The following is a 25,347-nucleotide window of genomic DNA, read 5'->3' as shown; positions in this document are numbered from 1 at the left end:
GGGCGGCACCAAAGAGGTGACGTCCGCCGTCGTGCGTTGTTCCCCGCCCGCTGTTGGGGCCGCTTATGACTGCGCGGCGTCGAGGGTAACTTCTACTTCTTGAGTCTGGCCGCCGCGCTCAATGGTGACCTTGACCTTGGCACCTGCCGGCTGCTCACGGACAGCAGCCGTCAACTGGTTGGGGTCGCTGACTGTGTAGTTGCCGAACTTGGTGACGACATCGCCCACTTTGAGGCCTGCCTTCGCGGCAGCCGATCCGGTGGTCACTGCGGCAACCTCGGCGCCCACGGAGAAGCCCGAATCGCTGCCGGAGGACGACTTGGGGCGAACCGAAACGCCAAACTGTCCGTGGCTGGCCTTGCCGGACTCGATGATTTCCTGAGCCACGCGCTTGGCATGGTTGATGGGGACGCTGAAACCAACGCCGATGTTGCCGGTGGAGGAATCGGAAGTCCCGCTCCCGGCAGAGGCGATGGCAACATTGACGCCAATGACCTCGCCCTTGCTGTTCACCAGCGCGCCGCCCGAGTTGCCCGGGTTGATGGCCGCGTCAGTCTGGATGACATTGATGGCGATGGAGCCTTCATTGGCAGGGCGCTGGCTCTGGCCGCCGTTAGGGGGCGCGAACTGGAAGCCCTCGTCATCGCCCTGACTCTCATCAGGGGTGCCTTCCGGCACGGCCGAGGACGCAACGCTGATGGTCCGGTTGAGCGTGGAGACGATTCCGTCGGTCACCGTGCCCGTCAGGCCCAGCGGAGAACCGATAGCGACGGCGGTGTCCCCCACATTGATCTTGGAAGAGTCTCCGAGTGTTGCCGGAACCAATCCGGAGGCGTCGCTGACCTTGATCACAGCGAGGTCGGACAACGGATCCGTGCCAACGACGGTGGCTTTGAGAACCTTGCCATCGCTGGTCCGAACCTCGATCGCGGCGTTGGCCGTGGCGCCGTCGAGCGTCACCACGTGCGTGTTGGTCAGGATGTGGCCCTCATCATCGAGGATGATGCCGGAGCCGGTTCCCCCCTCGTTGCCGCTGGTTGCCTTAATGGTCACCACGCTGGGTGAGGCCTTGGCAGCTGCCGCCGTAATGACGTTCACGTCATCCTTGTTGTTCACAATGACGGTGCTGGATTGTCCGCTCGTTGAGGCTGCCGGAGCCGGCTGGTCCCAGAGCACATTGCTCCCGGCCACCACGCCACCACCAATCAGGCCTGCAGCGAGCATGCTGGCTACGAGGGTTCCTACACCGAAAGCAGGCTTACGCTTCGAATGGCCCTCCGAATTAGCAGGAGCCTGCTGACTTCCGGGACCATGCGGGCCCTGGGGGCTGGCGCCTCCGCCGTAGAACGGCTGGTGCTGCGGGTAGCTGGGGCGGTGCGCCGGGTCCTGCTGCGGCACGCCGTAATACTGCGGCTGCTGCGTGCTGGTGTTGTGCTGGCCGGTAGGCGCTGCGTGCTGCCCTCCATGCTGCGCCCCGTAATGCTGGGGGGCGTTCTGTGCCGGGGCGGCGTGCTGGCTGGCGTGATGCGTCGGGGCGCCCTCTTGGGACTGATGGAGCTGCTCCTGGGACTGATGCACCGGAGCGGAATCCTGCGTCGACCCTGCAGGCGGCTGGAAGGCCGGCAAAGGCGTGGTGGCATGTACGTCCCGCGCGTCCTCGCGTCCTGGATTCTCTTGCCCTGAAGTCCAGGCGGGCTGCTGCTGGGTGGCCGTGGCATCATTTTGCTCGCCGTTTGTGTTCCGCGGGCCGGATGGCTCGCGGTTCTCCGGTGCGGTGCCCTGCGCTGGGTTCTCCGTCATGGGTCTTCCTTTCGTCCTCGTCTCCAACAACTATGTACCCAATAACTGGAACAAAAGCGGACGTTCGCTGGGAGCTTCCTGAAAGGTTCGGCCCACCCTCGAGCGGGCCATCCGAAATCTCCTCAACGCCCCAACAATCCTGGCCTCTCCTATATTTCGCTGGTGGCATATTCACCCCTGTGGACGGGCCATGGGGTGCACCATAGAATCAAGAGGAATTGCCACAGCGACCTGCGGCTTTACACCATGCGTGGGGGCGCTGAGCATTCTGTGACGATTGGTACGCCTTGTTCCAGTCGCAGACGTGCTGAAGGGTTGCACATGCGGTCAATAGTTAAACGCGTACTCGCCGGAATCGGCCTGGCTGGAATGTTGGCCTTCCCGGCCACAGCTGCCTGGGCCGCCGATCCGGTGACCATTCCGTCCGGCCAGAACATCGTGGACGACGCCAACGTCCTGGGAAGCCGAAAAGGTGAAGTCCAGGAAGCGATCCAAAAGACGCTCAAGGACCACAAATACAACCTGTACGTAGTGACGGTTGACTCCTTTACGAATCCGTCGTCCCCGGTTGAGTGGACCAAGGCCGTAGCCGAGAAAAGGGGTATGGGCAAGCCGGATGCCATTTTGGCGATTTCCACTGCTGGCCAGTACAACTTTGCCCTTAACTCGGGCAGCTCCATTTACTCGAAGCAGTCAGCGATCGCACAGAACGCCGTCGTTGCCAATCTGGCAGGCGGCAAAAAGGACTACGCCCAAGCAGCCATCGACACAGCTGCTGCCATTGGCGACGCTGCAGGCGGCGGAAGCGGAACGGTACCCAGCGGGAATGCCGGCGTCGGCGTTCTTGTAGGCGTAGGCGTAGTGGCAGCTGGCGGCGCCGGCACGTACCTCTACCTCCGGAACCGGCGCAAGAAGAGCGGCACCAAGGCCGTCAGTGCCAGCTACGGGCCCCAGGGTGAACAGCTTGACCCACTGGCCGGGCTGACTATCCCTGAGCTGCGCCAGAAAAGCGGCTCACTGCTGATCGAGGCGGATGACGCCATCAAGTCCAGTGAGCAGGAGCTCGGATTCGCCCAGGCACAGTATGGTGATGCCGCAATCGGTAATTTCACCAAGGCTTTGGAAGAAGCCAAGGGCCACATGACAGAGTCCTTCAAGCTGCAGCAGCAGCTGGATGACCATATTCCTGACACCGAAGAACAGCAGCGCAGCTGGCTCGGGGAGATCATCCGCCGGTCGGAGGCTGCCCTCGCCTCACTGCGTGATCAAAAGGCCGATTTCGACTCCTTGCGTGAGTTGGAAAAGAACGCACCGCAAGCTCTCGCCGCTGTGGCGGCAGGAGCGAAGGACGCGGATTCAAAGATCGCCAACGCCGAGCAATCCCTCGAAGGCCTGCGGGCCAAGTACGCCGAATCTGCGTTGACCCAAGTCTCGGACAACATCCTGCAGGCGAAAGAGCGCCTTGCATTCGTGCAGAATGCAGTCACCGCCGCTCAGGAGAAGCTGGCCGTCGGGGAGAACAGCATGGCGGCTGTGGCAGTTCGGGCAGCGGAGGAAAGCCTGCACCAGACCAACGTGCTGATCGATGCCATTTCAAAGACTGCCGGCAGCCTGGATGAAGCCCGGGCGTCCCTGGAAGGTGCCGTGGCAGAGACCAGCCAGGACCTTGCCCAGGCACGGGCCATGATCCAATCAGGTGAGCACCCTGAGCTTGCCGGCCCCGTTGCCGGTGTTGAGGCGGCCTTGGCGCAGGTGAAAACCGAAATTCAGGGCGGAAAGATCGACCCCATCGCTACGCTGAGCCGCGTGGAGTCGGCCCACCAAGCCCTGGACCAGTCGTTGTCCGGCATTCGCGACCAGCAGGAGCAGGCCCGCCGGGCACAGGCTTCCCTGCAACAAACCATCATGGCTGCCCAAGCCCAGATCAGTGCTACCTCTGATTACATCACTGCCCGTCGCGGTGGCGTGGGTACGGAAGCCCGGACCAGGTTGGCCGAAGCTCAGCGGAACCTCGATTACGCCCTGTCAATCTCCCGCAACGATCCCGTGACGGCATTGACCTACGCCCAGCAGGCTCACTCACTTGCCGCCCAGGCAGCCCAGCTTGCCCAGTCCGACGTCGACCAGTTTGGCTATGCGGACCAAGGGCAGGGCTACGGACGCGGTGGAATGTTCGGAGGAGGTGGCGGCGGAGGCGGTCTCGGCGGTGCCATCCTCGGTGGCATCCTCATCAACTCCATCCTCAACGGCGGCGGAGGCGGCTGGGGTGGCGGTAACAACGACGGCGGAGGCGGCGGCGGCTTCTTCGGCGGCGATTCCGGTGGCGGCGGGGACTGGGGTGGCGGCGGAGGCGACTTCGGCGGCGGAGACTCCGGCAGCTTCTAGCCAGACAGACTAAGTGGGGTCAATGCCCCGCATAGAAGCGGTACAACAACTGATCACTGATTTCAGTGGCACCACTGAGCAGGACGAAAGGCAACACCATGGTTAAGCAGTCCATTTTCGGTCGGATCTCACAGCTCGCCAAGGCAAACATCAACGCCTTGCTGGACCAGGCTGAGGACCCGCAGAAGATGCTGGACCAGATGGTCCGCGACTACACGAACAACATTGCCGAGGCCGAATCAGCCGTGGCCCAGACCATCGGTAATCTCCGGATGCTGCAGGCGGACTACAACGAGGACATCAAGAACGCCCAGGACTGGGGCAATAAGGCCCTCGCAGCGTCCAGGAAGGCCGACGAATACCGGTCCGCCGGCGACTCCGTCGATGCCCAGAAGTTCGATAACCTGGCCAAGGTCGCCATCCAGCGCCAGATGACCGCAGAGTCCGAGGCAAAGGCCGCTGAGCCCAGCATCGCGTCCCAGACCGAGGTAGTGGACAAGCTCAAGACCGGGCTTGACCAGATGAAGAACAAGCTCAACCAGCTGACCGCCAAGCGCAACGAGCTCGTAGCACGCTCCAAGACCGCCGCAGCACAGTCCCAGGTCCACGATGCCCTCAAGAGCATCGACATCATGGATCCCACCAGCGAGGTTGGCCGCTTCGAAGAGAAGATCCGCCGTGAAGAGGCCAAGGTCCTGGGCCAGCAGGAACTCGCAAGCTCCAGCCTTGACGCTCAGTTCAACCAGCTCGAGGACCTCGGAGAGCAGACGGAAATCGAAGCCCGCCTTGCTGCACTGAAGTCCGGTGGTTCCAAGCCGGCCATCGGCGCGGGCGCACCTGCTTCAAGCGGCGCAACCGTCGACGAAGCCGACTTCGACAAGCTCTAGGACGCAGCGGGCCATCTGCCCGGAGCATACTGCTGAATAAGCCAATGGGCCGGATCCTGAAAAGGGTCCGGCCCATTGTGTTGGGGCTACTTTTTGGCTGGGGTTCCCCTATGAAGAATGCACTGCGGCATTCTGCCCGGGACTGACATCCGTTGCCACTTCAGCGCGGATCTCGAACCCTTTGGGGTGGAAGTACGTCACCGTGCACTCGAGGACCTCCCCATGTGGGCCCAGAGTGGTCCGTTCCAGCCGGGGCACCATGGCGAAGCCACGGACGTTAAGAGCGTCCGCGAGGTGTTCCGGGGGCTCATGCATGGTGACGGTGATTTCGGCGCGTTGGAGGGGCTTCAGCGTCCTGTCCTGGATGACCTGGTAGATGGAGTTTCGCTCGGCGTCCGCAAGGCTGATGTGGCGACCAATATGAGACGGAATGAAGATCTCCGCAATAGCGTACGGCCAGCCAGCGCTTGAATATGATCGGCGGATCACCAGGACAAGGTTGTCATCAGAGACCAGCTTTGCCGGCACTGTCTTGTCCTTCTCCATCCACTTGTACTCAATGAGGCCTTTGACAGTCTTCATGCCGGCCGCCGTGAACGTCTCCATGAAGGGCGCCAGCCGATTGAGCATTTTCACAGGACGTTGGGCCATCACAAAAGTACCTTTGCCCTGCCTGCGGACCAGCAGGCCCTTCACAACCAAAGTCTCGATCGCTTTCCGGACAGTCGTCCGGCTGATGCCGTAAGCATCCATCAAGGACTCTTCCGTCGGTATCCGGGACCCCGGCTCGAGTCGGCTGACTTGGTCCGTCAGGACGTCTGCTACCTGCTGGTAAACAGCGACGGGACTGTCTCTCTGAAGCACTTCCCGCTTATGGCCTAATTTGTAGTCTCCATTGACCATAGGGTGTTCCATCCATTTCCTGCTTCAGCACATCCGGGTTTGATGCTAACACCAGCCGTACAGGGACTGGTTAAACAAAAGATCCGGATCAGTTGTTACTGATCCGGATCTTTTCTCCAGTTGCGGGGACAGGATTTGAACCTGTGACCTCTGGGTTATGAGCCCAGCGAGCTACCGAACTGCTCCACCCCGCGTCGCAAGAACAACTCTACCGTACCCCCGGGGCGCTTCTGACCATATGGCATCCAAGGTGCCGCAGATCACTATCGCATGCCTCAAGGCCACCTCCGCATCGGTGCCGGGGATCACTCCCGCGCCCCAGGAGGCCGGCAAATCCTCCACCACCGGCGGTCCGCGTCCACCTGCGAACCGCTAGCCCTGATGGAAGCGAGGATCAGGGGCGAGGGACATGAAAGAGGGTCGCGCCCAAACCCGAGGGACCTGAAAGATGGTCGCAATCAAACCCGGAGGACCTGAGACAGGGTCGCGCACAAACCCGAGGGACCTGACAGAGGGTCGCGCACAAACCCGGAGGACATGAGACAGGGTCAAAGCTTTGAGGGTAAACAAAAGGTCCGGATCAGTGAATACTGATCCGGACCTTTTCTCCAGTTGCGGGGACAGGATTTGAACCTGTGACCTCTGGGTTATGAGCCCAGCGAGCTACCGAACTGCTCCACCCCGCGTCGCAAGAACAACATTACCGTTAGGTGAATGGGAGACCAAATCCTGACTGCGTGATGTGCGTCTCCCCGTAGTAAAAAGGCCGGTACCCGCCCCCGTCAGGGAGTGGGCACCGGCCTTTGAACCTATGTTGCCGCTAGCTGCTCGGCGAGGGCGACGGCGTGGCGCTCGGCGTAGCTTCAGGCGTTGCCGTTGGAGTTGATGCGGCACCCAGACGCGTTTCCGCGTCCAAGGCCTTCTTCAAAGCTTCGGAGAGCTTGGTTTGCTGCTGGCCATAGGCGGCAAAGTCGCCCTTGGCCAACGCGGCCTGGCCGTCGGTGATCGCTTTGTTGGCCTCGTCCAATGCTGCCTTCAGCTCCGCCTTCGCGTCGGTGGGTCCAGCAGGCGGCGTTGTGGTGCCCGGAGGCGCAGTGGGCGTTTGGCCGTTGTTGTCGGCGTCTCCGGCTGTGGCACCGGAATTGCCGCCGAACAGTTGGTCCAGTGCCTCATCCAGGGTCGGAGCAAAGCCGATCTTGTCACCGAAGGCCACCAGCACGCGCTGCAACGTGGGGTAGGATGTTTCGCCAGTGGACTTCAGATAGACCGGCTGGACGTACAGCAGGCCACCACCGACGGGCAACGTCAACAGGTTTCCGTTCAAGACATCCGAGGCACCCTGCCGGAGCAGGTTCAACGCCTGGGAGACTGTGGGATCGGAGTTGAACTTGTTCTGTGCCTGGCCAGGCCCAGGTACCTGGGTATCGGTGGGGAGCTCAAGAAGCCGAAGCTTCCCGTAGCTCTCCCCCTTCACACCCTTCACGTTTCCAGCGTCAGAGTCGGCAGCGAGGAAGCCGTACAGGATATTCCTCGCGCTGCCGTTGACCGTCTGCGGAATGAAGGACGAGGTCAGCTGGAAGGCCGGCTTCTCCTGGTCGGGCATCTGCAGCGACATGTAGAACGGCGGCTGCTTGACGGCTTCCGAAACTGTGGGATCGTTCGGAACGCTCCAAGCATCGTTGTTCTGGTAGAAGCTGTCCGGGTCTGTCACGTGGTAGCGGCCGAGAAGTTCGCGCTGGACTTTGAAGAGGTCTTCCGGGTACCGAACGTGGCTCATGAGGTCGCCGGACATTTCCGAGTATGGCTTGATGACAGTCGGGAAGACCTTCTGCCACGCTTTCAGAATGGGGTCCTGATCGTCCCAGGCGTACAGGTTGACCGAACCGTCGTACGCATCCACGGTGGCCTTGACCGAGTTGCGGATGTAGTTGACCGAGCTGTTCGGCAAGGCCACAGTGCGGCCTGCGCTTGTCTGCGAGTCGGCCGTGGCGTTCTGCAACTGCTGCGGCTGGGAGTAAGGGAAATACTGGCTGGTGGTGTATCCGTCAACAATCCACTTCACGCGTCCATCAACAACGGCCGGGTAGGCGTTGCCGTCAACAGTCAGGTACGGAGCCAGCTTCTCCACGCGTTCGCGCGGATTGCGTTCGTAAAGGATCTGGGACTCGGCGTTGACACCATCGGACAGCAGCAGGTCCGACGACTGGAACTTGATGGAGTAGAGGATCCGGTTGAGCCAGTTGCCAACGTTGGGTCCTCCGTTACCGCTGAAGGTGTACTGGGTCTCTCCCCCACCCTCCCTGCCTGCAGGTCGGTCCTGTTCACGGTTCGGAGCACCATCAGGTGCACCCACGATGGAGTACTCAGGAGAGTTTTCGCCGAAGTAGATACGGGGCTCGTACGTGGTGTCATTGCCGAGGACGCCGTTGGACGGGATGCCTGACTGCAGGAACTCCGGCTTTCCATCGGCAGTGAACTTATTACCCTTGGCAGCCACCACACCGTAACCGTGGGTGTAGACGATGTGCCTGTTCACCCACGTCTGCTGGTTGGCACTCAAGCCATCCGGGTTCAGCTCGCGAACAGCGATCACGGTGTCCTGGACCTTGCCGTCAACCATGTAACGGTCAACGTTCAGGGTCTGCGGGAACTGGTAGTACGGGCGGTACTGTTCCAGCTGGGCAAACGCTGAGGATATAAGGTTCGGATCCAAAAGGCGGATGTTCGCCGTGGTTTGCGCATCTGCGGCGAGTGCGCCGGTTGTGGCGGTGGTGGTTGCGTTGTAGGCCGAAACATCAATCTTGTCCAAGCCATAAGCGGCCCGGGTCATCTTGATGTTCCGGTCGATAAATTCCTTCTCCAAGGTGTTTTCGGAAGGACGAACCTGGAACTGCTGGATAACCCACGGATAAACTCCACCGGCAAGGATGGCTGTGATGACCAACATCGCGGTACCGATCACCGGCAGGCGCCAGCGTCCGATGATCGCGGCAATGATGAACAGAATGGCCACAAGGCCCGCGGCAACCGCCAGGATGGCCTTAGTGGGAACAACGGCATTGACATCCGTGTAGAGAGCACCGGCCCAGCGGCCCGAATTGCTCTGAACCGTGGTGTACCGGTCAAGCCAGAAATTGATGCCCAGCAAGACCAGGAAAAGAGCACCGGTCACAGCGATGTGGATCTGCGCGGCACGGCTGGTGAAGATGCCGCGTTCCATCAACCGGATGCTGCCGTAAAGGTAATGGGTCAGGATTCCGGCAATGCCGGCAACGACGGCGATGCTGATCAGGAATCCGGTGACGAAGCCCAGGAACGGAAGCGACATCAAGTAGAAGCTGATGTCGAGGTTGAACAGCGGGTCCGTCTGGCCGAACGGCTCCTGGTTGAAGAAGAGCAAGGCCTTCTGCCACTGGCTGGCTGCCGCGCTGCCGGCGAACAGGCCGAACAGGATGGGCAGGCCGATCATGACAACCCGGCGTACAGGCTCAAGCTGGGCCTGGTAACGGTTGAGGTTGTCCCGCGACTCGGCGTCCGGAGCATAAACGGGGCGGGAGCGATACGCGATCCTGATGGCAAAGAAAACAGCGGCGAACATCATGGCGAAACCGATCAGGAAAGTAATGATCCTGGCCAGGTTCTCGCGTATGTACACTTCGAAGAAACCAAGCTGCTGGTACCAGAGGACGTCGGTCCACACATTGGCGAAGAAAATGAACCCGACGACGGCCACTGCCACGACAATGAGTGTCGGCGTCAGGGCACCTCGTCTCAGCGGTGATCTTCCGGGCGGGTTGGAGCTGGCGGGACGGGACAAACTCTGTACCTCATTGGTGTCAGTGAACAGTCGGTATGCGAGTGGTTGACATTCTCTGCCGCTGGGATATGGCGGAGGCCGTCACATATGCCACGAGTGGCGGTGGAGCTAAGTTCCACCGCCAGTCTAGTTGTTTGTGCAGGTGGGAAGGCTCGTCGTGTCTTCTCCTGACCCGAGCCGCTTCACCGCCGAGGTGGCATCGGCCAGTGTTTCCACCTTCACAACCTGTAAACCGTCGGGAACATGGCCTACGACGTCAGCGCAATTGGCAGCCGGCGCCAGGAACATTGTGGCCCCCTGCTGCCGGGCTCCGATCATTTTCTGGGCAATCCCTCCGATGGGACCCACTGCGCCGTCGGCTGTAATTGTTCCCGTACCAGCCACGTGTTTGCCCCCTGTCAGGTCACCGGGCTCGAGGTTGTCGATAATACCCAGGGCGAACATCATTCCAGCGCTGGGTCCACCCACGTTCTCCAAGGAAATGCTGACATCGAAAGGGAAAGTGAAGTCGCTGGCCAGCAGTACGCCCAGGACATAGCGGTCAGCGGAATTCCGGGTCGGGGTAACTGTTTCCGTGACAGCAGCACCCTTCCGCTCTACCACCACGGCAGCTGGCGCCCCTGCGCCGGCAGCCAACTCGGCTTGGATGACGCTCATTGAAGTGATGGCCTTGCCGTTGATGGACTTCAGGAGGTCGCCTTCCTGAATCTTCCCGGCCGAGGGCGACCCTTCCGAGAGGCCCGCTACGTTCAATTTCTGCTCGAACGGGATATCCAACTCGCGCAACGCCGCTGCGAATGCATTCTCCTGGGACGTCTCCATGGCGATTTCGCCCTCTTGCACCGTCTGTTCCGCGGTGGTGCCCTTGGGATAGATCAGTTCCTCGGGATAAATGGCCTTGGAACTGTCCAGCCAGGCGCGGAAGACGTCAAAAATGGTGGCAGGGCTCTTGGGACCGCCGGTCATGACCACGGTGGTGAGATCCAGGTTGCCGTTGGCCGGAAAGGACTCCCGTCCGGAAATGCTGATGACCGGCTTGTCGCCGTCCTTGCCCAAGGTATTGAACGTGGGCCCGGCTGATTCGATGACGTAGGGAACGGGGAGCGCCGCAGCGCCAATGCCGAGCCCCAGTGCCAGCAGGCCCGAGATCACCATGATCATGTACCTGGTGTCGCGAGGCGGTGCCGGTGGCACTGGGGAGGGATCGGCGTCGGAGGTTTGACGCGGATCCAATGAGCCCTCGGGGCTGGGCGAAGTAAGCATTGAGGCCTCTCTATGCCGGCATTGGGTGACCGGTTCCTTGGCTGGTGCCGCCGCGGAAGGCAGCGGCACATACCAAACATCAACACTACGCGGTCCGACGTTGGCGGACTGCTTTGCCTACAGCGAACGGCGCCACATGCAGGCAGACAGCGTTCCGGCCGCGGGGTACGGTGAAAGAGATCACCAGCCAGTTCGACGATCGGCGGCACCATGACATCCAACCCCAACAACCCGTCCAACGACGACGACACTCCCAAGGATCCGCTGGCAGAAATGCTGCAGAACCTGATGGGCGGCCAGGGCATGGGCAACATCGATCCCGCCGAGCTCGCCAAAGCCGCCGGCCTGCCCAACGATCCCCAACTGCTCCAGCAGATGTTCGCGCAAGTCCAGGCCATGATGAGTTCCACCTCCGAGGGACCCGTGAACTGGCAGCTCGCCCATGAGAATGCCCGGCGCGTTGCAGCAGCCGGCAACGATCCCTCAGTGAGCGCCGTGCAGGCCCGGGAGATCGACGAAGCCCTCAGGCTTGCGGAATTGTGGCTTGACCCTGTGACTGATCTTTCCGCGACCGGCCTGATCGGCCGTGCGTGGTCGCGCGCAGAATGGGTGGAAGCGACCCTCGGCACCTGGAAGCGTTTGACCGAACCCGTTGCCAACAGCGTCGCCAATGCGCTGTCCAACGCCCTCACCCAGCAGATGCCCGAGGAAATGAAATCCATGATGGGGGGCGCCTCTTCCATGCTCCAGAACATGGGTGGCGCAATCTTCGGTATGCAACTGGGGCAGGCCATCGGGGCGCTTTCAGCCGAGGTTGTCAGCTCCACCGATATCGGTGTTCCTTTGGCCGATTTGGAAATGGCACTGTTGCCCGCCAACGTTGCCAAATTCGGTGAAGGCCTCAGCCTCCCGGAGAATGACGTCCGCCTGTTCCTTGCCGTACGGGAAGCGGCTCACGCAAGGCTGTTCGTTCAGGTCCCGTGGTTGCGCGGACACCTCCTGGGCGCCATTGAGGCATACGCCCGCGGCATCCACATTGATATGTCGCGCATAGAGGACCTTGCCCGGGATCTTGATCCCAGCAACCCCGAGGGCATTCAGGAAGCACTCTCGCAGGGCGTCTTTACCCCTGAGCGCACACCGGTTCAGACGGCCGCATTGGAGAAGCTTGAAACCGCCCTGGCGCTGGTTGAGGGCTGGGTAGACGAACTCACCGCAGAAGCCACAGACAAGGTCCTCCCTTCCGCCACCGCGCTCCGCGAGACGGTACGTCGGCGCCGCGCCACCGGCGGCCCTGCTGAACATGCGTTCTCATCACTGGTCGGTCTGGAACTGCGCCCCCGCAGGCTCCGGGAAGCGGCCACGCTGTGGGCGACACTGAAGGAAGAACGAGGCATTGCCGGCCGGGACGCGATCTGGCATCACCCGGATTTGCTGCCTACCGGTGAAGACCTTGACGATCCCAAGGGCTTCTCCGAACGCCGTCGCTTGGCCGAAGCAAGCGACAGCGAGGTTGATGACGCCCTGCAGAAGCTGCTCAGTGGCGGCTATGACGCCAAGGAATCGGAAGAACCTGACGCCGGTGAAGGGACCTCCGCAACCAATACCGACGGAGAAAACCCCGGAAGCGAAGCGGAACAGGACAACACCGACACGGAAGGCCCTGCCAAGTAGGCAGGCCGGAAACAGAGAGGAACGGCCGCCATGTTTTTGGCGGCCGTTCCTTCGTTAAGCACCTTAATCCGTCACCGGGTCTGAATCCGGGGAAAGACCCCTTGAGGTGGCAAACGCCACGCCTTCCAGGAAGGCCTTGGCACGCTGGGTCTCGGGATACGCCTCCACAAGCCTCCAGAAATCGGCGTTGTGCCCCGCTACCAGCAAGTGAGCGAGCTCGTGAACCAGGACGTAATCGATGACCCACTGCGGCATGGACTGCAGCTTGTTGGACAGCCTGATGGTGCCGTCCGCCGGCGTGGCTGAACCCCATCGCGAATTCTGGTTGCTGACCCAGCGCACGGACGTCGGGACGGCCCGTCCATCCAAGTATGTCCGGGACAGATGCGCGGCATGCTCAGCGAGGACTTCGTCGGTAGCCGGGCGGCGCCTGCCCTGGCCTGACCGCCGTTCACCCTGCGTCTTCAGCTTCGCCAGCATGCGGTGAACCCACTCCCGTTCCTGGGATTTGGTGAAGCTGGCCGGGATGGCCACCACGGCTTTGCCATCCTCCCAGAACGCGGCAACCGTCCTGCGCCGTCTGGCCGAGCGGCGCACCACTACTGGAGCGCCATCGTCTGTAACGAGGGGAATGCCGGAGTCCGCAGCCGATCGGCGCGACATCAGAGTTCCGTGCTCTCGGCCAGGACCGTCAGGACCGCTTCACCGTAGCGTTCGAGCTTGGAGGGTCCGATTCCCGCCAAACCGGCCAGTTCCTCCAAGGAAGATGGCTTGGCCTCGGCGATGGCAGTAAGCGTTGCGTCAGTGAAAACAACATAGGCCGGGACATCGGCTGACTTTGCTTCGTCCTTGCGCCACTGCCTCAGCGCATCAAAGGTTTGCTCCTCATAGGACGGCGGGCACTGGTTGCAGCGTCCCACCTTGCGTTCGGCACCGCTGGCCAGCATGCTTCCGCACACCCTGCACGACGCCGGCGCTGCAGCTTTCCGACGCGTGGGACCTGTTTTGCTGCGGGCGTTCGCGGACGCCACCGAGTTGGGCCGGAGTCCGTCAAGAAACCGCGATGGCTTGCGGTTGGCGCGGCCACCGGGCGTCCGGGCCGTGGACCAGGACAAATTGAGGTGTTCCCGTGCCCTGGTGATTCCGACGTACAGCAGCCGCCGTTCCTCATCAACGTCTTCAGGCGTATCCGCAAAGGAGATGGGCATGAGACCTTCACTGAGACCCACCAGGAACACCGCGTCCCATTCCAGCCCTTTGGCCGCGTGAAGGGACGCCAGCGTTACTCCCTGGACGGTGGGCGCGTGCTGGGCTACTGAGCGTTCCTGGAGTTCGTTAACGAACTCTGCCAGCGTGAAGGTTTCGCCACGGCTTACGGCCAGCTCATCAGCCAAGGCGACCAATGCTGCCAACGACTCCCAGCGCTCACGGAGGGCTCCCCCGTTGTGCGGTGGGGCGTCTGTGTAGCCAAGCGATGCCACGATGTCCCGCACGATTTGTCCCAGTGGTTCCTGGGGACCCTCGGCCACGGCCCGGGTGGCGGCCCTGAGTTGGAGGATGGCATCACGGACTTCCTTGCGGGCGAAGAACCTCTCACCACCGCGAAGCTGGTACCCAATACCGGCTGATGCCAGTGCTTGTTCATAGGCCTCGGACTGGCCGTTGGTGCGGAACAGGATGGCGATCTCGCTGGCCTTGACCCCGGTATCCAGCAGCTCCTGAATACGGCCTGCCACCACCGCCGCCTCGGCTTCGTCATCAGGGCATTCCATGAAGCGGGGTTCAGGACCGCTTGGCCTTTGCGCGATGAGTTTGAGCGGAGGCGCCCAAGCAGCATCAGCAACGGGGCCACCGCTGCGCCGGGACCCAAGGAGTTCGTTGGCCAACTTAACCACTTGCGGGGTGGACCTGTAATCGCGAACCAACTTCACCACGGTGGCTTCCGGGAACTGCGCCTTGAACCCGAGGAGATGCTTGGGTGATGCACCTGTAAAGGAGTAAATCGTCTGGCTGGCGTCACCAACCACGCAGAGCTCATTCCTGCCGCCCAGCCACAGATCCAGAAGCCGCTGTTGCAAAGGTGAAACGTCCTGGTACTCGTCCACGACGAAATGGCGGTACTGTTCCCGGACTGTTGCAGCCACCTTCGGGTCCTCTTGGAGGATGCCTACTGTGATGAGGAGGACATCTTCGAAGTCGATGACATTCCGGTCAGTCTTGATGTCCTCGTAAGCCTGGAAAACCCTGGAGACAGCGGTGAGGTCAAAACCACCCGGCGTCCCGCGGTCCTGGGCGTTCTCAAGATAATTGGCCGGCGTCAGCATGGACACTTTGGCCCATTCAATTTCCGCGGCCAGGTCCCTGATGGTGGCGCGGTCGGTGCTGAGCCGGAGCCTGCGGGAGGCCTCCGCGATCATGTTGGCCTTGTGATCCAACAGATTCGGCAACGTACCCCCAATGGCCTGGGGCCAGAAGAACTGCAACTGCCTCAGGGCTGCTGCATGGAAAGTCCGGGCCTGGACATTCGCCACACCAAGGTCGCGAAGCCTGCTGCGCATTTCCGCTGCAGCCCTGGCTGTGAACGTCACGGCCAGCAGACGCTGCGGGCTATAGACGCCGGAGTGGACTCCGTACGCAATGCGGTGGGTGATGGCACGTGTCTTTCCCGTGCCCGCTCCCGCGAGAACACACAGTGGCCCCGTCAGGGTACTTGCTACTTCGCGCTGCTCTTCATCCAAGCCGCCGAGGATGCGCTCCTCAAGTGAACCACCGGCGTCAAAAATGTCTTCTGTCACGGCTGGAGGTCTTCGATGACGCCGCCGTACCAGTGTTCAATGAGGGAACGCGCAATGGACAGTCGCGTGGAAATGGTGATCTCACCGCTCGAAACGGCTGCCTGCAGCTCTTCGCGGCTGAACCACCGCGCCCTGGTGACTTCCACGCCGTCGGGCCTGGCAACTGAGTCTTCGGTAGTGGCGGTGAACCCCAGCATCAGGGACGCGGGGAACGGCCAGGACTGAGAGCCAAGGTACTGGCAGGCCGAGACGCGCACGCCCACTTCTTCCCCGATTTCCCGAACGACGGCCTGCTCCAGAGATTCACCGGGCTCGACGAAACCGGCAAGCGTGGAGTAATTCTTGGCGTCAGTGGGTCCACCACCGCCCAGAAGAAGGCGGCCGTCCGGACCCACCACGGTGACTATGATCGCAGGATCCGTCCGCGGGTAATGCTCAGAGTTGTCTCGTGGGCACCGACGTACCCATCCACCGGACTCAATGTCCGTGGGACTTCCACACTGCGGGCAGTGTGTGTGCGTCGCGTGCCAGTTCGAGATGGCGCTGGCCTCAATGAACAGCGCAGTATCGCTGGCATCCAATCGCCCGGCAACTTCCCGGAAACCTGCCCACTGGGCATCTGCGGGTATCCCGACGGTGTCCGGCGCGGGAGGCTCAGTTGCCGTAAACAGCAGAACCGGCGTACCGGCAGGCAAGGAAGAAGATTCCAAGGTGATGCCCAGGTATATAGCCGAGATAACGCCGTAATCTGTTCCGTTGAGGGCATTCCACAGGGAAGTGGCATCCCCGAACCACAGGCCCTGAGCGGTCACCAGTGCCTTGCGCTGGGAGATAACCATGGCCTTGGCCGTGCCCGAAGCGATCAGATCCTCCACCATGCCCGGCTTCATCCGGACACCGGAGCCCCGATCAACCATGGCAGGGCGCACTGGAAGAACAGTATCCATCAGGTGGTTGGCCAGCGCCGGTGACTCCCTATAGCTCATGTATCTACCGTACTGACTCATACCGACAAAAAACATTTTGGTGGGTGCCACCTTGTGGATGCATCCCTGCCCGGCGTCCATGGCTGGGAGAATTGCCATGTTTCACAGCGGATCTGAAGACTCGCCGCACTGCATCATGGCCACAGGCCACACTCAATCTACCGTTGAGAAGGTGAGAAGAACACCGCTCGAACTGGCCGCTATAGCAACTGCGGCGGTGCCTGGCCTGGCACCGACGGCTACAGCCTTTTCCCCCGACGACGACGCCGACTTTGACTCGGCGCTGCTGCTGGACCCGGATGGCAAACGCTGGCGCGTCCGTTCGCCGCGCCATCCCGAGGCCAGCACCCGGCTGGAAACCGAATTCATGGTTCTGCGCGCCTTCACTCCGGCCATCCGTGCCGAACTGCCGTTCCACGTGCCCACCATTGCCGGAACTGTGCGTCAAGGCGACCTCACTACCTTTGTCTACACCCACCTGCAGGGTGCAATGCTCTCCATTGAGGAACTCTCTGCCGGGAGCCCTGCCCTTGCACGGGAAATCGGCACTGCGCTGGCCGCCGTCCACGACCTCCCCTTGACCTTGGTAACCAATGCGGACCTACCAAGCTACTCAGCCAACGAGTTCCGGCAGCGCAAGCTCAATGAGCTGGACCAGGCGGCAACCACTGGCAAAATTCCGGCTACCCTGCTCCGACGCTGGGAGCATGCCCTGGAGGACGTTGCTCTGTGGCGGTTCAACTCTTCGGTGGTCCACGGCGATCTGCACGAAGACAACCTCATGGTGCAGGGCGACTCCGTCACCGCCCTGACCGGGTGGACCGATCTGCGAATCGGTGATCCGGCCGATGACTTCGCTTGGCTGGTGGCATCCAATGAAGCATCCTTCGTAGATGCGGTGCTGAACAGCTACACTCAGGCGCGCCGCGAGACGCCGGATATTCACTTGCTCCGGCGGGCAGCCCTGTTGGCCGAGTTCGCCCTCGCCCAATACTTGGTCAAGGCTCTGGCTGCCGGGCACCAAAGCATGACGGCGGAGGCGGAGTCCATGCTTCGGACGCTCGCCGATGACATAGACGAGCAAGCGCGGCGGGAAGAAGAGGCAGCACAGTCCGCCGAGGACGAGGCCGCTGAATTGCAGGCTGCCGAACTGCAGGGTGCCGGCATTCCGTCAAGCCCGAAGCCGCCCGTCACCGTTGTGGCAATTCCCGACGCCGGACCCACGGTTACGGTGGCCACCATACCGCCCGCTGTGGAGTCGGAGACCCCGGCCAGTGGAGCGTTGGACCCATCGCCGGAGGGAACCGCCGCAGCACCAGCCGATGACGCCAAGGACGAGGAAACGAAAACAGGGGCCGAGGCCGGCGACTCCCATGGAACTGGAAACGCCGACGACACCTCTACGGCCGCCATCAGCGTGGTCAAGGTGACGCCGCTTCATACTGCCAACCGGTTCTAGTACCAACTGGTCCAGTACCAACTAGTCCTGGCGCCCTGCGGCAACATGTCCAAGCGGTGTTATTGCCAGGCGGCGCTAACGCCCCCCACCCTCGGTCTTCAACGCCCTGGCAACGATTTGCTCCAGCTCCTCGGCGGTGCCCAGATCGTGCGGTTTGACCACTGAGTCATCCGCAACGTAGTAGAAAGCTGCGCTGACCTCTTCAAGGGGCACGTCCTTCAGCCGGGACCAAGCCAGCCGGTAAACGGCCAACTGCACTGCGCGAGTGGCCAATTGCCGACCAGCCGGGCGTCGTCCTGTCTTCCAGTCGATCAACTGCCACCGGCCATCGGCATCGCGGAACACGGCATCAATACGCCCTCGGACAACGACGTCGCCAATCCGTGTCTCGACAGGCACCTCGACGAAAGCGGGGGCCCGCTGAGCCCACTCGGACTTCTTGAACGCGGCCACCATTTCGTCCAGCCCGTAGGCCTCATCGATGTGGGAATCCGAGCCCGGAGCCTCATCAAGGTCAAGCATGCCCGTAGTCCCGAAGTACTCTTCCACCCACGCATGGAAGGCCGTGCCCTTGCGCGCCGAAATACCAGGTTCACGAGGTACAGGCCTGCGAAGCTGGGACAGCACTGTGGCCGGGTCGGCACCGAGGTCCACGAAGAGTGAGGCTGAAATGTGGCTCGGCAGGTGGACGTCCTGGGTGGTCTTGCGTTGCTGTTGACGATCCAGGAGAAGCTCTGCTTCCTTGGACCATTTGGCCGCCAAGCCTGTGGACTCAGGTACCAGTGCCTGATACGAAGCGTCGGCGATGAAGGCACGGACGTTTGCTGCTGCCTGGTCCATGGCGACCCTGCGGCCGGGAACCAGCCTGAGGCGGGCTCCTGTCCGGGGATCGGAGGGACCTTCAAGGGGGTCATAGGGGAAACCGGCTATTTCAAGTGTTGCCGTCAACGGGCTTTCGTCAGGGAGTGCTTCCTCAGCCACGGATTCAGGATGAACCACCGCCGAACCTGCCCGGCCCCCGGGAGTGCCGCTGCCTTCACCGGCAGCAACTCCGGCAAGTGGTGCCAGTTCGGAGAGAAATGCGGACATGCCGGCCATTCCGGACCGCGAGCCGTTCCAGGCAGCGCTTGACGCCCACAGGATGAACTTCGCCCGCGTGTAGGCCACGTAAGCAAGCCGCCGTTCCTCGGCTTCACCGTGATGCTGGACCTCGGACTTGAAATCCTTCTCCGCGTCCAGCCATCCCTTTTGGTCAGGTTGGTCCAGGTCCCACTGCGGCAGGTCTGCACGGTCACCCCGCAACGGCCAGGGCAAGGCAGCAGCTCCACTGGACCACCGTGAATCCCTGGTACTGGGGAATGATCCCGCGTTAAGACCAGGGACGAAGACAACATCCCACTCCAAGCCTTTGGAGGCGTGAACCGTCAACAACTGCACTGCTTCCCGATTGGTCTCCACGGGGGCCAGATCCAATCCGCCTTCTTCGGATGCCGCCGCTTCCAACCAGGCCAGGAATGCCAGCAGATCAATGCGCTGGGATGTCTGCAGGAACCCGGCCGCTGCATCCTGGAAAGCATCCAGGTTCCTGCGCGCCTGGTGAATGCTGATTCCAGGTTTGGCGGCCACCTCAATGTCCAGGAGCATGGCACGCTCAACCTCGCCAAGGAGCGTGGTGAGATCATCCCCGATGTAGCTCCTCAGCGAACGAAGTTCTGAAGAAAGTCGGGACAGTCTTTCCAGGGCTGTTGCGCTTAGGGTCCGGCCATGGCCGGATATCCAGCCGGGCTTGGGCAGGAAATCCAGGGCCTCCACCAGGCTGGAGGCATCGGTGATGTCACTTTCAACAACTACCGACGGTTCCTCGTTGTCATCCATGGATTCGGCTGCGGTGCCCGGGTGCGAGCGGCGGCGGGCCAGGAAGCGCGACCAGTCATTGAAAGCCATCAGGTCTGCCGGGCCGATACGCCATCGGGCCCCGGCCAGCAGCCTCATCAGGGCATCGGACCGTCCTGGGTCAGCCAAGACGCGCAGGGTAGCGACCAGGTCTACAATTTCCGGGGTATCCAGCAACCCCCCAAGACCCACGATCTCGTAGGCGATTCCCTGCAGCTCGAATTCCCGGCGGAGACACTCCATCTGTGCACGACGCCGGCACAGGACCGCCATTGTGGGCTTAACGGGCGTTCCGTCACTCTCTTCCTCGAAGACAGTCCTCTGATAGCGGCGGACGTCGCGGGCTATGACTGCTGCTTCATCCTCGTCGGTGCTGAAACGACCGATAACCACGCTGCCATCCACCGCTCCCGGACTCGGGACCAGCGCCGGAACCGGGACGTTGCCTGCTGCAGCCCTCTCCCCGGCAGGGCCATCCGCTGCCGCCGCTTTGTTCAAGGGAGCGGCGATGGTGTTGGCTGCCTCAAGGATATTCCTGCCGTTCCGCCAAGCGGTGGTCAGATACGAGGTTGGGGCCACTGAATAGGTCTCAGAGCCATCCTTTGTATCTACATGCCTCACGGGAAACTCCTGCACAAAATGGAAGAGCTGTCCGGCTGAGGCACCGCGGAAGCCGTAGATGGACTGGTTGGGATCGCCCACTGCAGTAACGGCGTGACCCCGGCCGAACAGACGCGAGAAAAGCACCAGTTGGGCATGGGAGGTGTCCTGGAACTCGTCCAGAAGAACCACTTTGTACCGGGCCCTCTCTGTAGACGCCGCGAGCGGGATGTCGCTGGCGATCCGGGCAGCAAGGGCCACAAGGTCGCCGAAATCAAGGACTCCGCGGTGCCGCTTCGCTTCCTGGTAGCGCACCACCATATCTGCCACGCTGGCACGGGTCCTGAGCATGGCCGCCAAGGAAGCTGCTGCCTGGGTGGGATTCTTGTTGGCTCCAGCTGCGTAGGGAAGTTGTTCGAACGCCTCAACCCGCTCCAGCACCCAATTCCGGACCGAAGCTGGATCCTGAAGGTGTTCGGCGCACTCCCCCGCCAACTGGATCACGGCATTGACCAATGTGGACTTGGCTGCCGTGAAGTGCTGGTAGTCGCCGTCGTAGGCCTCCACTACTTCGCTGGCCAACTGCCAGGACTGTGCCCCGCCCAGCAGGACCACATCCCGCTCGATCCCCAGCCGCAGCCCGTAATCGGACACGATGCCGCTTGCATACGAGTGATACGTGGAGACTTTTGGTTCGAGGTCGTCGGCCCCCAAGAGACCCTCCGGGAAGCCGATGCTGCCATCATCCTCTGCTGCGATGCGCTGAAGAGTGGCCAGTTTGTTCCGGATCCGACTGGCGAGTTCGCCGGCAGCCTTGCGCGTGAAGGTCACACCAAGCACTTCTTCCGGGCGTACCCACCCGTTGGCGACGAGCCACACCACCCGGTCCGCCATGGTTGCTGTTTTTCCTGACCCGGCTCCGGCGATCACCAGCCGGGGAGAGAGCGAAGAGGCAATGATGTTCGACTGTTCGGCAGTGGGGTGGTTCTTCTCGCCGAGGATGCCAGCCAGCTCCGCGGGAGAAAACCGGGGCTCAGGAACATCCGCCCCGTCAAGGGCAGTGGGAAGGGAGGCGGCAATTCCGTCCAGGAGCTCAATTGTCATTCGGTGACCTGCTTTCCTCTGGCACACAACGGGCAAACATCCGGAAGGCGGCACCCATGGCCGCCGTGCCCGCTCTTACCGGGATCGTGACGTGCTTCGAATGAGGCTCCGGCCATCAAGGCCGCAGCCTCGTTGACCAGTTCCTCCGCCCAGTTCACAGCCGGATCCAGAGGATCCTGCTGCTGCACTGCCGGCGTCTTTGTTTTGGTGCCAAGGTGGGCCAGTACTGCACCGCCCGGGGCAAAGCCGAGCGCGGTGCGTGATCCGGCGTCGGGTACTTCATCCCCGGTTCCGGCGTCCTGGAAGGCGCCCTTGAGCACCGCCGCCTGATAGGCGCCAAGTTGCGGGTGCCTGGCTACTTCGGCCTTGCCCGGCTGGCGTTTGCCGGTCTTGAGGTCAACCACCACAAGCCGGCCCTGGGAATCTACCTCCAGGCGATCCACCTGCCCCCGGAGTACGGCGTGCCGGGTGGAGACCGCTTCAGGATCTGACGGCTCTGCGATATCCAGGCAGACATCGGGAAGCTGGACTTCGAAGTCGTGCTCCACGGCGAGGAGGCTCCGTCCCTCGCTGCGCATAATGAGGATGTACTGGGCCAGCTTGCGCACCATCTGCTCTGCGCGTTGGAAATCGAGCTTCCCTTCCCAGTTATCCTTCATGCCCAGCGTGGGCCACCTGCGGACCAGCTCAGCTACATATTCCGATCCCGAGGCCTCGGGCAGTTCCTGGGCGATGCTATGAACCAAAGTACCGAGGCTGCGTGCGAAGTCGGTGGCAGCCTCACCCCCGGCTGCTTGGACGAACCAGTCCAGCGGCGACTTATGGACGGCTTCAACTTTGGAAGGCGAGACGGAGACCGTAGCCCCGGGAGGGACAACTGGTTCCGATGAGCTGAGCGGGGCCAAGCCCCACCACGAATCGGGGTGGGCTCCCGGAACGGGTGGATCCGCGGTGGCGAGGCGGGCGAGTATCCGTGCGGCTTCCAATCCCGGTCCGCCGCCACTGGCGTCTTCGGAGACGGATTCAGCCGATTGGGCATGCTGCCTCAGCTCCGCAACAAGGGCCCTCAGCGTCATGGGACGGTCCACCGCGGTGTAATCGCGCTTGTACTGCCCGGATCCCAAAGGGGCAACATAATCCAAGAAAGCAGAGGGCTGTTCATCCTCCGAAGACACCGCCGTGCAGATCAGTATCTCCCTGGCCCGCGAAACTGCCGTGGAGAAACTCCTGAGTTCGTCATAGCGGATATCGCGGAGCCTGCTCAGGGGTCCCCGACGCACGGCGTAGTCCACCCCATGTTCCACGGCATCGGCATAGACAGTGCTTCCGAGCAGTTCGCCGCGCAGCCGCGTGTTCGGCCAGACGCCCTCCTGCAGACCGGCAACAATGACCATGGGCCATTCACGACCCGCTGCACTGGCCGGCGTCATGATCTCAACGCACGCCTCAAGCTGGGCACGTGCCGCAAGGGTGTCCATGGGAAGTTCCTGGTTCAGCAGGTAGTCCAGGAATTGCTCGGGACCGGATCCCGGCAACTGGTCCACGAAGCGTTCGGCGGTATGGAACAGTGCCATCATGGCATCGAGGTCACGATCCGCACGTGCACCGGCGTTGCCACCTTCCAGCGCCGTTTCCGCCCAGCGTGACGACAAACCGGTAGCCTGCCACAGAGCCCACAACACTGACTCAGCATTGGCACCTGGCTCAGCAGCGGCCTTGGATCCTGCCGCAATCATCCGGGCAAGCCGACGAGCCGAACTGCCTTCAATTCCAAGCGATGCCAGTGCCCCGGGTTCCAACAGCGCTTCGACCAGAAGGGCATCACTGGACCTGCCGCCGGCCCCCAGGAGTTCCTCACGCCGGAGTGATTGCCTGAGCCTGCGCAATTCGATCGCGGTGGCTCCGCCGATGCGCGATGTCAGCAATGAAACGGCCGTTTCCGGGGTCAGCTTGGCCGGGTCCAGGACAATGGCAAAAGCCTCCAGCAATGGACGCACGGCCACTTCATCGCGCACAGCTGTATCCGCCACTGGAACGCGCACAGGTATGCCCTGACCGCCCAGGTAACGCTGCATCTGCGAAATCTGGCCACCATTGCGAACAATCACGGCTATGTCGCTGAATTCCCGCCCTTCCCTCAGCTGCGCTTCCAGAATGCGCTGGGCAACGTACCTAAGTTCATGCACGGATGAGGGCAGCACGTGCCCTTCCACCCTGCCCTCGCTGTCCGGTGACTGTCCCTCATTGGCTGCGCTTGGCGGTTGCTCCAGCCGCCTCGCCAGCTGACCGCCGGAGCGCTGGGATATACGTGCCGCGACGCGCGTCCAGGCCTCGGCCACCACAGGCCGGTGCCGGTGGGTGAACCACAGAGGACGTTCATGGACCGCACCCTGTATCCCGCCCACCAAGGAAGGCAGCTCAGCAACAAGGTCCGGACGGGCACCGCGGAAGCCCTGCACAACGGTATCCGGAGAGTAGGTGACCACCACGTCCTTGCCCTCGGAAATATCGGCGAGAAGTTCAAAGACTGCAGGGTTGGACTCCTGGGCGTCATCGACCAAAATCAGTTGGAGGCGTTCGCGTTCGGCGGCCAGGAAGGCCGGCGAGTCCTGGAAGATCTGGCGGGCCGTGGTGATGATCCCTGCGGGGTCGAAGGCTTCCGGCATACGGAGGTCCAGGACGTCACGGTATTCGCTGTACAGCTCCGCTGCTGCCATCCAATCAGGACGTCCGCACTCGTAGGCGAGCCCCACCAGGTCTTCCGCGGTTCGGCCGGACTCAATGATGCGGTCGAACAACTGGCGGATCTCATGGCGGAAGCCGCGGGTGGGAAGGGCCGCGCTGAGGTCTTCCGGCCACGGCAACTCGAAGCCCGGCCGCGCATGCCCTTCAAGAAGTTCCTTGATGATGAGGTCCTGCTCCGGACCTGAGAGAAGCTTCGGCGGCCGGGCAAGCGGTATCACGCCCTCGGCCTTGGCCCTGCGGATAACGTCAAAGGCGTAAGACGCCCAAGTCCGTGCCGGCGTCGTACTGAGGCTGCGGTCCAGCCGTCCGGTGAAGGTATCCCGCAACGCCGCGGCGGCGTGCCTTCCAGGGGCAAGGATCAGGATCCGCTCAGGATCCACGCCGTCCTCACGAACGCGCCGTACCGCCGATTCGACGAGCACGGTGGACTTTCCCGTTCCGGGACCACCGGGGACCAGGACAGGGCCGCTTCCTTGCGGGAGGGAAACGATTGCGTTTTGGTCCGGAGATAAAACGGGGGCCGCGTAGTGGGTCTCGCGCGGAGGCAACAGGCGAAGAGTTGCCGATGCTTGGCGGGGTTTGGCAGGAGTGGCGGTCACACAGTCATTTCATCATCGGGCACCGACAATTTATGGAGTTGACGCTCCAACTGGTCCGAGATCACATCAAGTTGATCGAAGTCCGCGTCCGAAGGCGCCCATCGCGCTGCAACCAGGTCCACCCGCCACCGGCCTTCCCCTGTCCTGAGGAAAGCCTCATAGGCGCCATGCAGAGGGGTGGATTCTTCCAGGTAATGCTTCAGGGCATCGACCTCGTGACCGGGAGGTGCTTCCCCGCTGGCCCGCAGGACACGCCACCAGGCGACTGAACTGCCGTAGTGGCTCATCACTGCACCTACCTGCCGCGGCCCGCCTGCACCCAGCAGCTCTGCAACGTCACCATAGGAGACCACTGAACCCGATGGAACAAGGTCCACAACGGCCAGAACCGCCGTCACATACTCCATCTTCATGTGTTCAGCGTAACGGCAGGAGTG

Annotated in this window: 14 protein-coding genes and 2 tRNA genes; 4 read left to right on the top strand and 12 right to left on the bottom strand. The window is 62.1% G+C overall.

Going from position 1 to position 25,347, the window contains the following annotated elements:
• Nucleotides 1-63 precede the first annotated feature (63 nt).
• The gene (locus M1D51_RS07465; protein ID WP_458109085.1) at nucleotides 64-1,800 is read right to left on the bottom strand and encodes a trypsin-like peptidase domain-containing protein; all 1,737 of its coding nucleotides are present in this window, start codon (nucleotides 1,798-1,800) and stop codon (nucleotides 64-66) included.
• Nucleotides 1,801-2,121: 321 nt separating this feature from the next.
• On the opposite strand from M1D51_RS07465, the gene M1D51_RS07460 reads away from it, so the two are divergent.
• Both M1D51_RS07460 and M1D51_RS07455 read left to right on the top strand, forming a co-directional pair.
• Entirely contained in the window at nucleotides 2,122-4,185 is a 2,064-nt protein-coding gene (locus M1D51_RS07460; protein WP_458109084.1) for a TPM domain-containing protein, read from the top strand.
• 98 nt (nucleotides 4,186-4,283) lie between these two features.
• The gene (locus M1D51_RS07455; protein ID WP_458109083.1) at nucleotides 4,284-5,072 is read left to right on the top strand and encodes a PspA/IM30 family protein; all 789 of its coding nucleotides are present in this window, start codon (nucleotides 4,284-4,286) and stop codon (nucleotides 5,070-5,072) included.
• 108 nt (nucleotides 5,073-5,180) lie between these two features.
• On the opposite strand, the gene M1D51_RS07450 is transcribed toward M1D51_RS07455, so the two are convergent.
• The 5 genes from M1D51_RS07450 to M1D51_RS07430 all read right to left on the bottom strand — a co-directional run bounded on the left by M1D51_RS07450 (nucleotide 5,181) and on the right by M1D51_RS07430 (nucleotide 11,055).
• A complete protein-coding gene (locus M1D51_RS07450) occupies nucleotides 5,181-5,936 on the bottom strand; it encodes a GntR family transcriptional regulator (RefSeq protein WP_458109082.1) in 756 nt (251 codons plus the stop codon).
• 159 nt (nucleotides 5,937-6,095) lie between these two features.
• Nucleotides 6,096-6,169 (bottom strand) — tRNA-Met (locus tag M1D51_RS07445).
• Between the two features lie 418 nt (nucleotides 6,170-6,587).
• A tRNA-Met gene (locus M1D51_RS07440) sits at nucleotides 6,588-6,661 on the bottom strand.
• A gap of 134 nt (nucleotides 6,662-6,795) precedes the next feature.
• A complete protein-coding gene (locus tag M1D51_RS07435) occupies nucleotides 6,796-9,792 on the bottom strand; it encodes a UPF0182 family membrane protein (protein WP_458109081.1) in 2,997 nt (998 codons plus the stop codon).
• A 126-nt stretch (nucleotides 9,793-9,918) separates the two neighbouring features.
• Nucleotides 9,919-11,055, bottom strand: a complete 1,137-nt coding sequence (locus M1D51_RS07430; protein WP_458109080.1) for a YlbL family protein — start codon at nucleotides 11,053-11,055, stop codon at nucleotides 9,919-9,921.
• A 210-nt stretch (nucleotides 11,056-11,265) separates the two neighbouring features.
• Between M1D51_RS07430 and M1D51_RS07425 the strand changes: the two genes are divergently transcribed.
• Nucleotides 11,266-12,729: a zinc-dependent metalloprotease gene (locus tag M1D51_RS07425; RefSeq protein WP_458109079.1), complete on the top strand. Its 1,464-nt coding sequence runs from the start codon at nucleotides 11,266-11,268 to the stop codon at nucleotides 12,727-12,729.
• A 63-nt stretch (nucleotides 12,730-12,792) separates the two neighbouring features.
• Here the strand turns inward: M1D51_RS07425 and M1D51_RS07420 are convergent, their stop codons facing one another.
• Genes M1D51_RS07420 through nudC form a run of 3 tightly spaced genes read right to left on the bottom strand, consistent with a single transcriptional unit; the run spans nucleotide 12,793 to nucleotide 16,510 of the window.
• Entirely contained in the window at nucleotides 12,793-13,392 is a 600-nt protein-coding gene (locus M1D51_RS07420; RefSeq protein WP_458109078.1) for a M48 metallopeptidase family protein, read from the bottom strand.
• Nucleotides 13,392-15,524, bottom strand: coding sequence for an ATP-dependent DNA helicase UvrD2 (locus M1D51_RS07415; RefSeq protein WP_458109077.1), 2,133 nt, complete (start codon nucleotides 15,522-15,524; stop codon nucleotides 13,392-13,394). Before M1D51_RS07415 ends, M1D51_RS07420 begins: the two co-directional genes overlap by 1 nt.
• Complete coding sequence (nudC, locus tag M1D51_RS07410) at nucleotides 15,521-16,510, bottom strand: NAD(+) diphosphatase (protein ID WP_458109076.1); 990 nt, start codon at nucleotides 16,508-16,510, stop codon at nucleotides 15,521-15,523. The genes M1D51_RS07415 and nudC overlap by 4 nt, the downstream gene beginning before the upstream one ends.
• Nucleotides 16,511-16,682: 172 nt before the next feature.
• Between nudC and M1D51_RS07405 the strand changes: the two genes are divergently transcribed.
• Nucleotides 16,683-17,969, top strand: a complete 1,287-nt coding sequence (locus tag M1D51_RS07405; RefSeq protein ID WP_458109075.1) for a macrolide 2'-phosphotransferase — start codon at nucleotides 16,683-16,685, stop codon at nucleotides 17,967-17,969.
• 75 nt (nucleotides 17,970-18,044) lie between these two features.
• On the opposite strand, the gene M1D51_RS07400 is transcribed toward M1D51_RS07405, so the two are convergent.
• Genes M1D51_RS07400 through M1D51_RS07390 form a run of 3 tightly spaced genes read right to left on the bottom strand, consistent with a single transcriptional unit; the run spans nucleotide 18,045 to nucleotide 25,323 of the window.
• Nucleotides 18,045-21,566 (bottom strand): ATP-dependent helicase, encoded by a 3,522-nt coding sequence (locus M1D51_RS07400; RefSeq protein ID WP_458109074.1) that lies wholly within the window; start codon nucleotides 21,564-21,566, stop codon nucleotides 18,045-18,047.
• Nucleotides 21,563-24,910 carry an ATP-dependent helicase gene (locus M1D51_RS07395; RefSeq protein WP_458109073.1) on the bottom strand — a complete coding sequence of 1,116 codons (3,348 nt, stop codon included), beginning with the start codon at nucleotides 24,908-24,910 and terminating at the stop codon, nucleotides 21,563-21,565. The genes M1D51_RS07400 and M1D51_RS07395 overlap by 4 nt, the downstream gene beginning before the upstream one ends.
• A complete protein-coding gene (locus tag M1D51_RS07390) occupies nucleotides 24,907-25,323 on the bottom strand; it encodes an MGMT family protein (RefSeq protein ID WP_458109072.1) in 417 nt (138 codons plus the stop codon). Before M1D51_RS07390 ends, M1D51_RS07395 begins: the two co-directional genes overlap by 4 nt.
• Nucleotides 25,324-25,347: the final 24 nt, after the last annotated feature.

The organism is Arthrobacter sp. R3-55 (assembly GCF_054161505.1).
Note: the sequence above shows the minus strand (reverse complement) of the source record. Positions and strands in the feature narration are given on the sequence as shown.

Bases quoted from the DNA above. Each gene is read 5' to 3' on its own strand.
- M1D51_RS07390 (WP_458109072.1), bottom strand. From the start codon at position 25,323: ATGAAGATGGAGTATGTGACGGCGGTTCTGGCCGTTGTGGACCTTGTT.
- M1D51_RS07400 (WP_458109074.1), bottom strand. From the start codon at position 21,566: ATGACAATTGAGCTCCTGGACGGAATTGCCGCCTCCCTTCCCACTGCC.
- M1D51_RS07425 (WP_458109079.1), top strand. From the start codon at position 11,266: ATGACATCCAACCCCAACAACCCGTCCAACGACGACGACACTCCCAAG.
- nudC (WP_458109076.1), bottom strand. From the start codon at position 16,510: ATGAGCTATAGGGAGTCACCGGCGCTGGCCAACCACCTGATGGATACT.
- M1D51_RS07460 (WP_458109084.1), top strand. From the start codon at position 2,122: ATGCGGTCAATAGTTAAACGCGTACTCGCCGGAATCGGCCTGGCTGGA.
- M1D51_RS07455 (WP_458109083.1), top strand. From the start codon at position 4,284: ATGGTTAAGCAGTCCATTTTCGGTCGGATCTCACAGCTCGCCAAGGCA.
- M1D51_RS07430 (WP_458109080.1), bottom strand. From the start codon at position 11,055: ATGCTTACTTCGCCCAGCCCCGAGGGCTCATTGGATCCGCGTCAAACC.
- M1D51_RS07420 (WP_458109078.1), bottom strand. From the start codon at position 13,392: ATGTCGCGCCGATCGGCTGCGGACTCCGGCATTCCCCTCGTTACAGAC.
- M1D51_RS07465 (WP_458109085.1), bottom strand. From the start codon at position 1,800: ATGACGGAGAACCCAGCGCAGGGCACCGCACCGGAGAACCGCGAGCCA.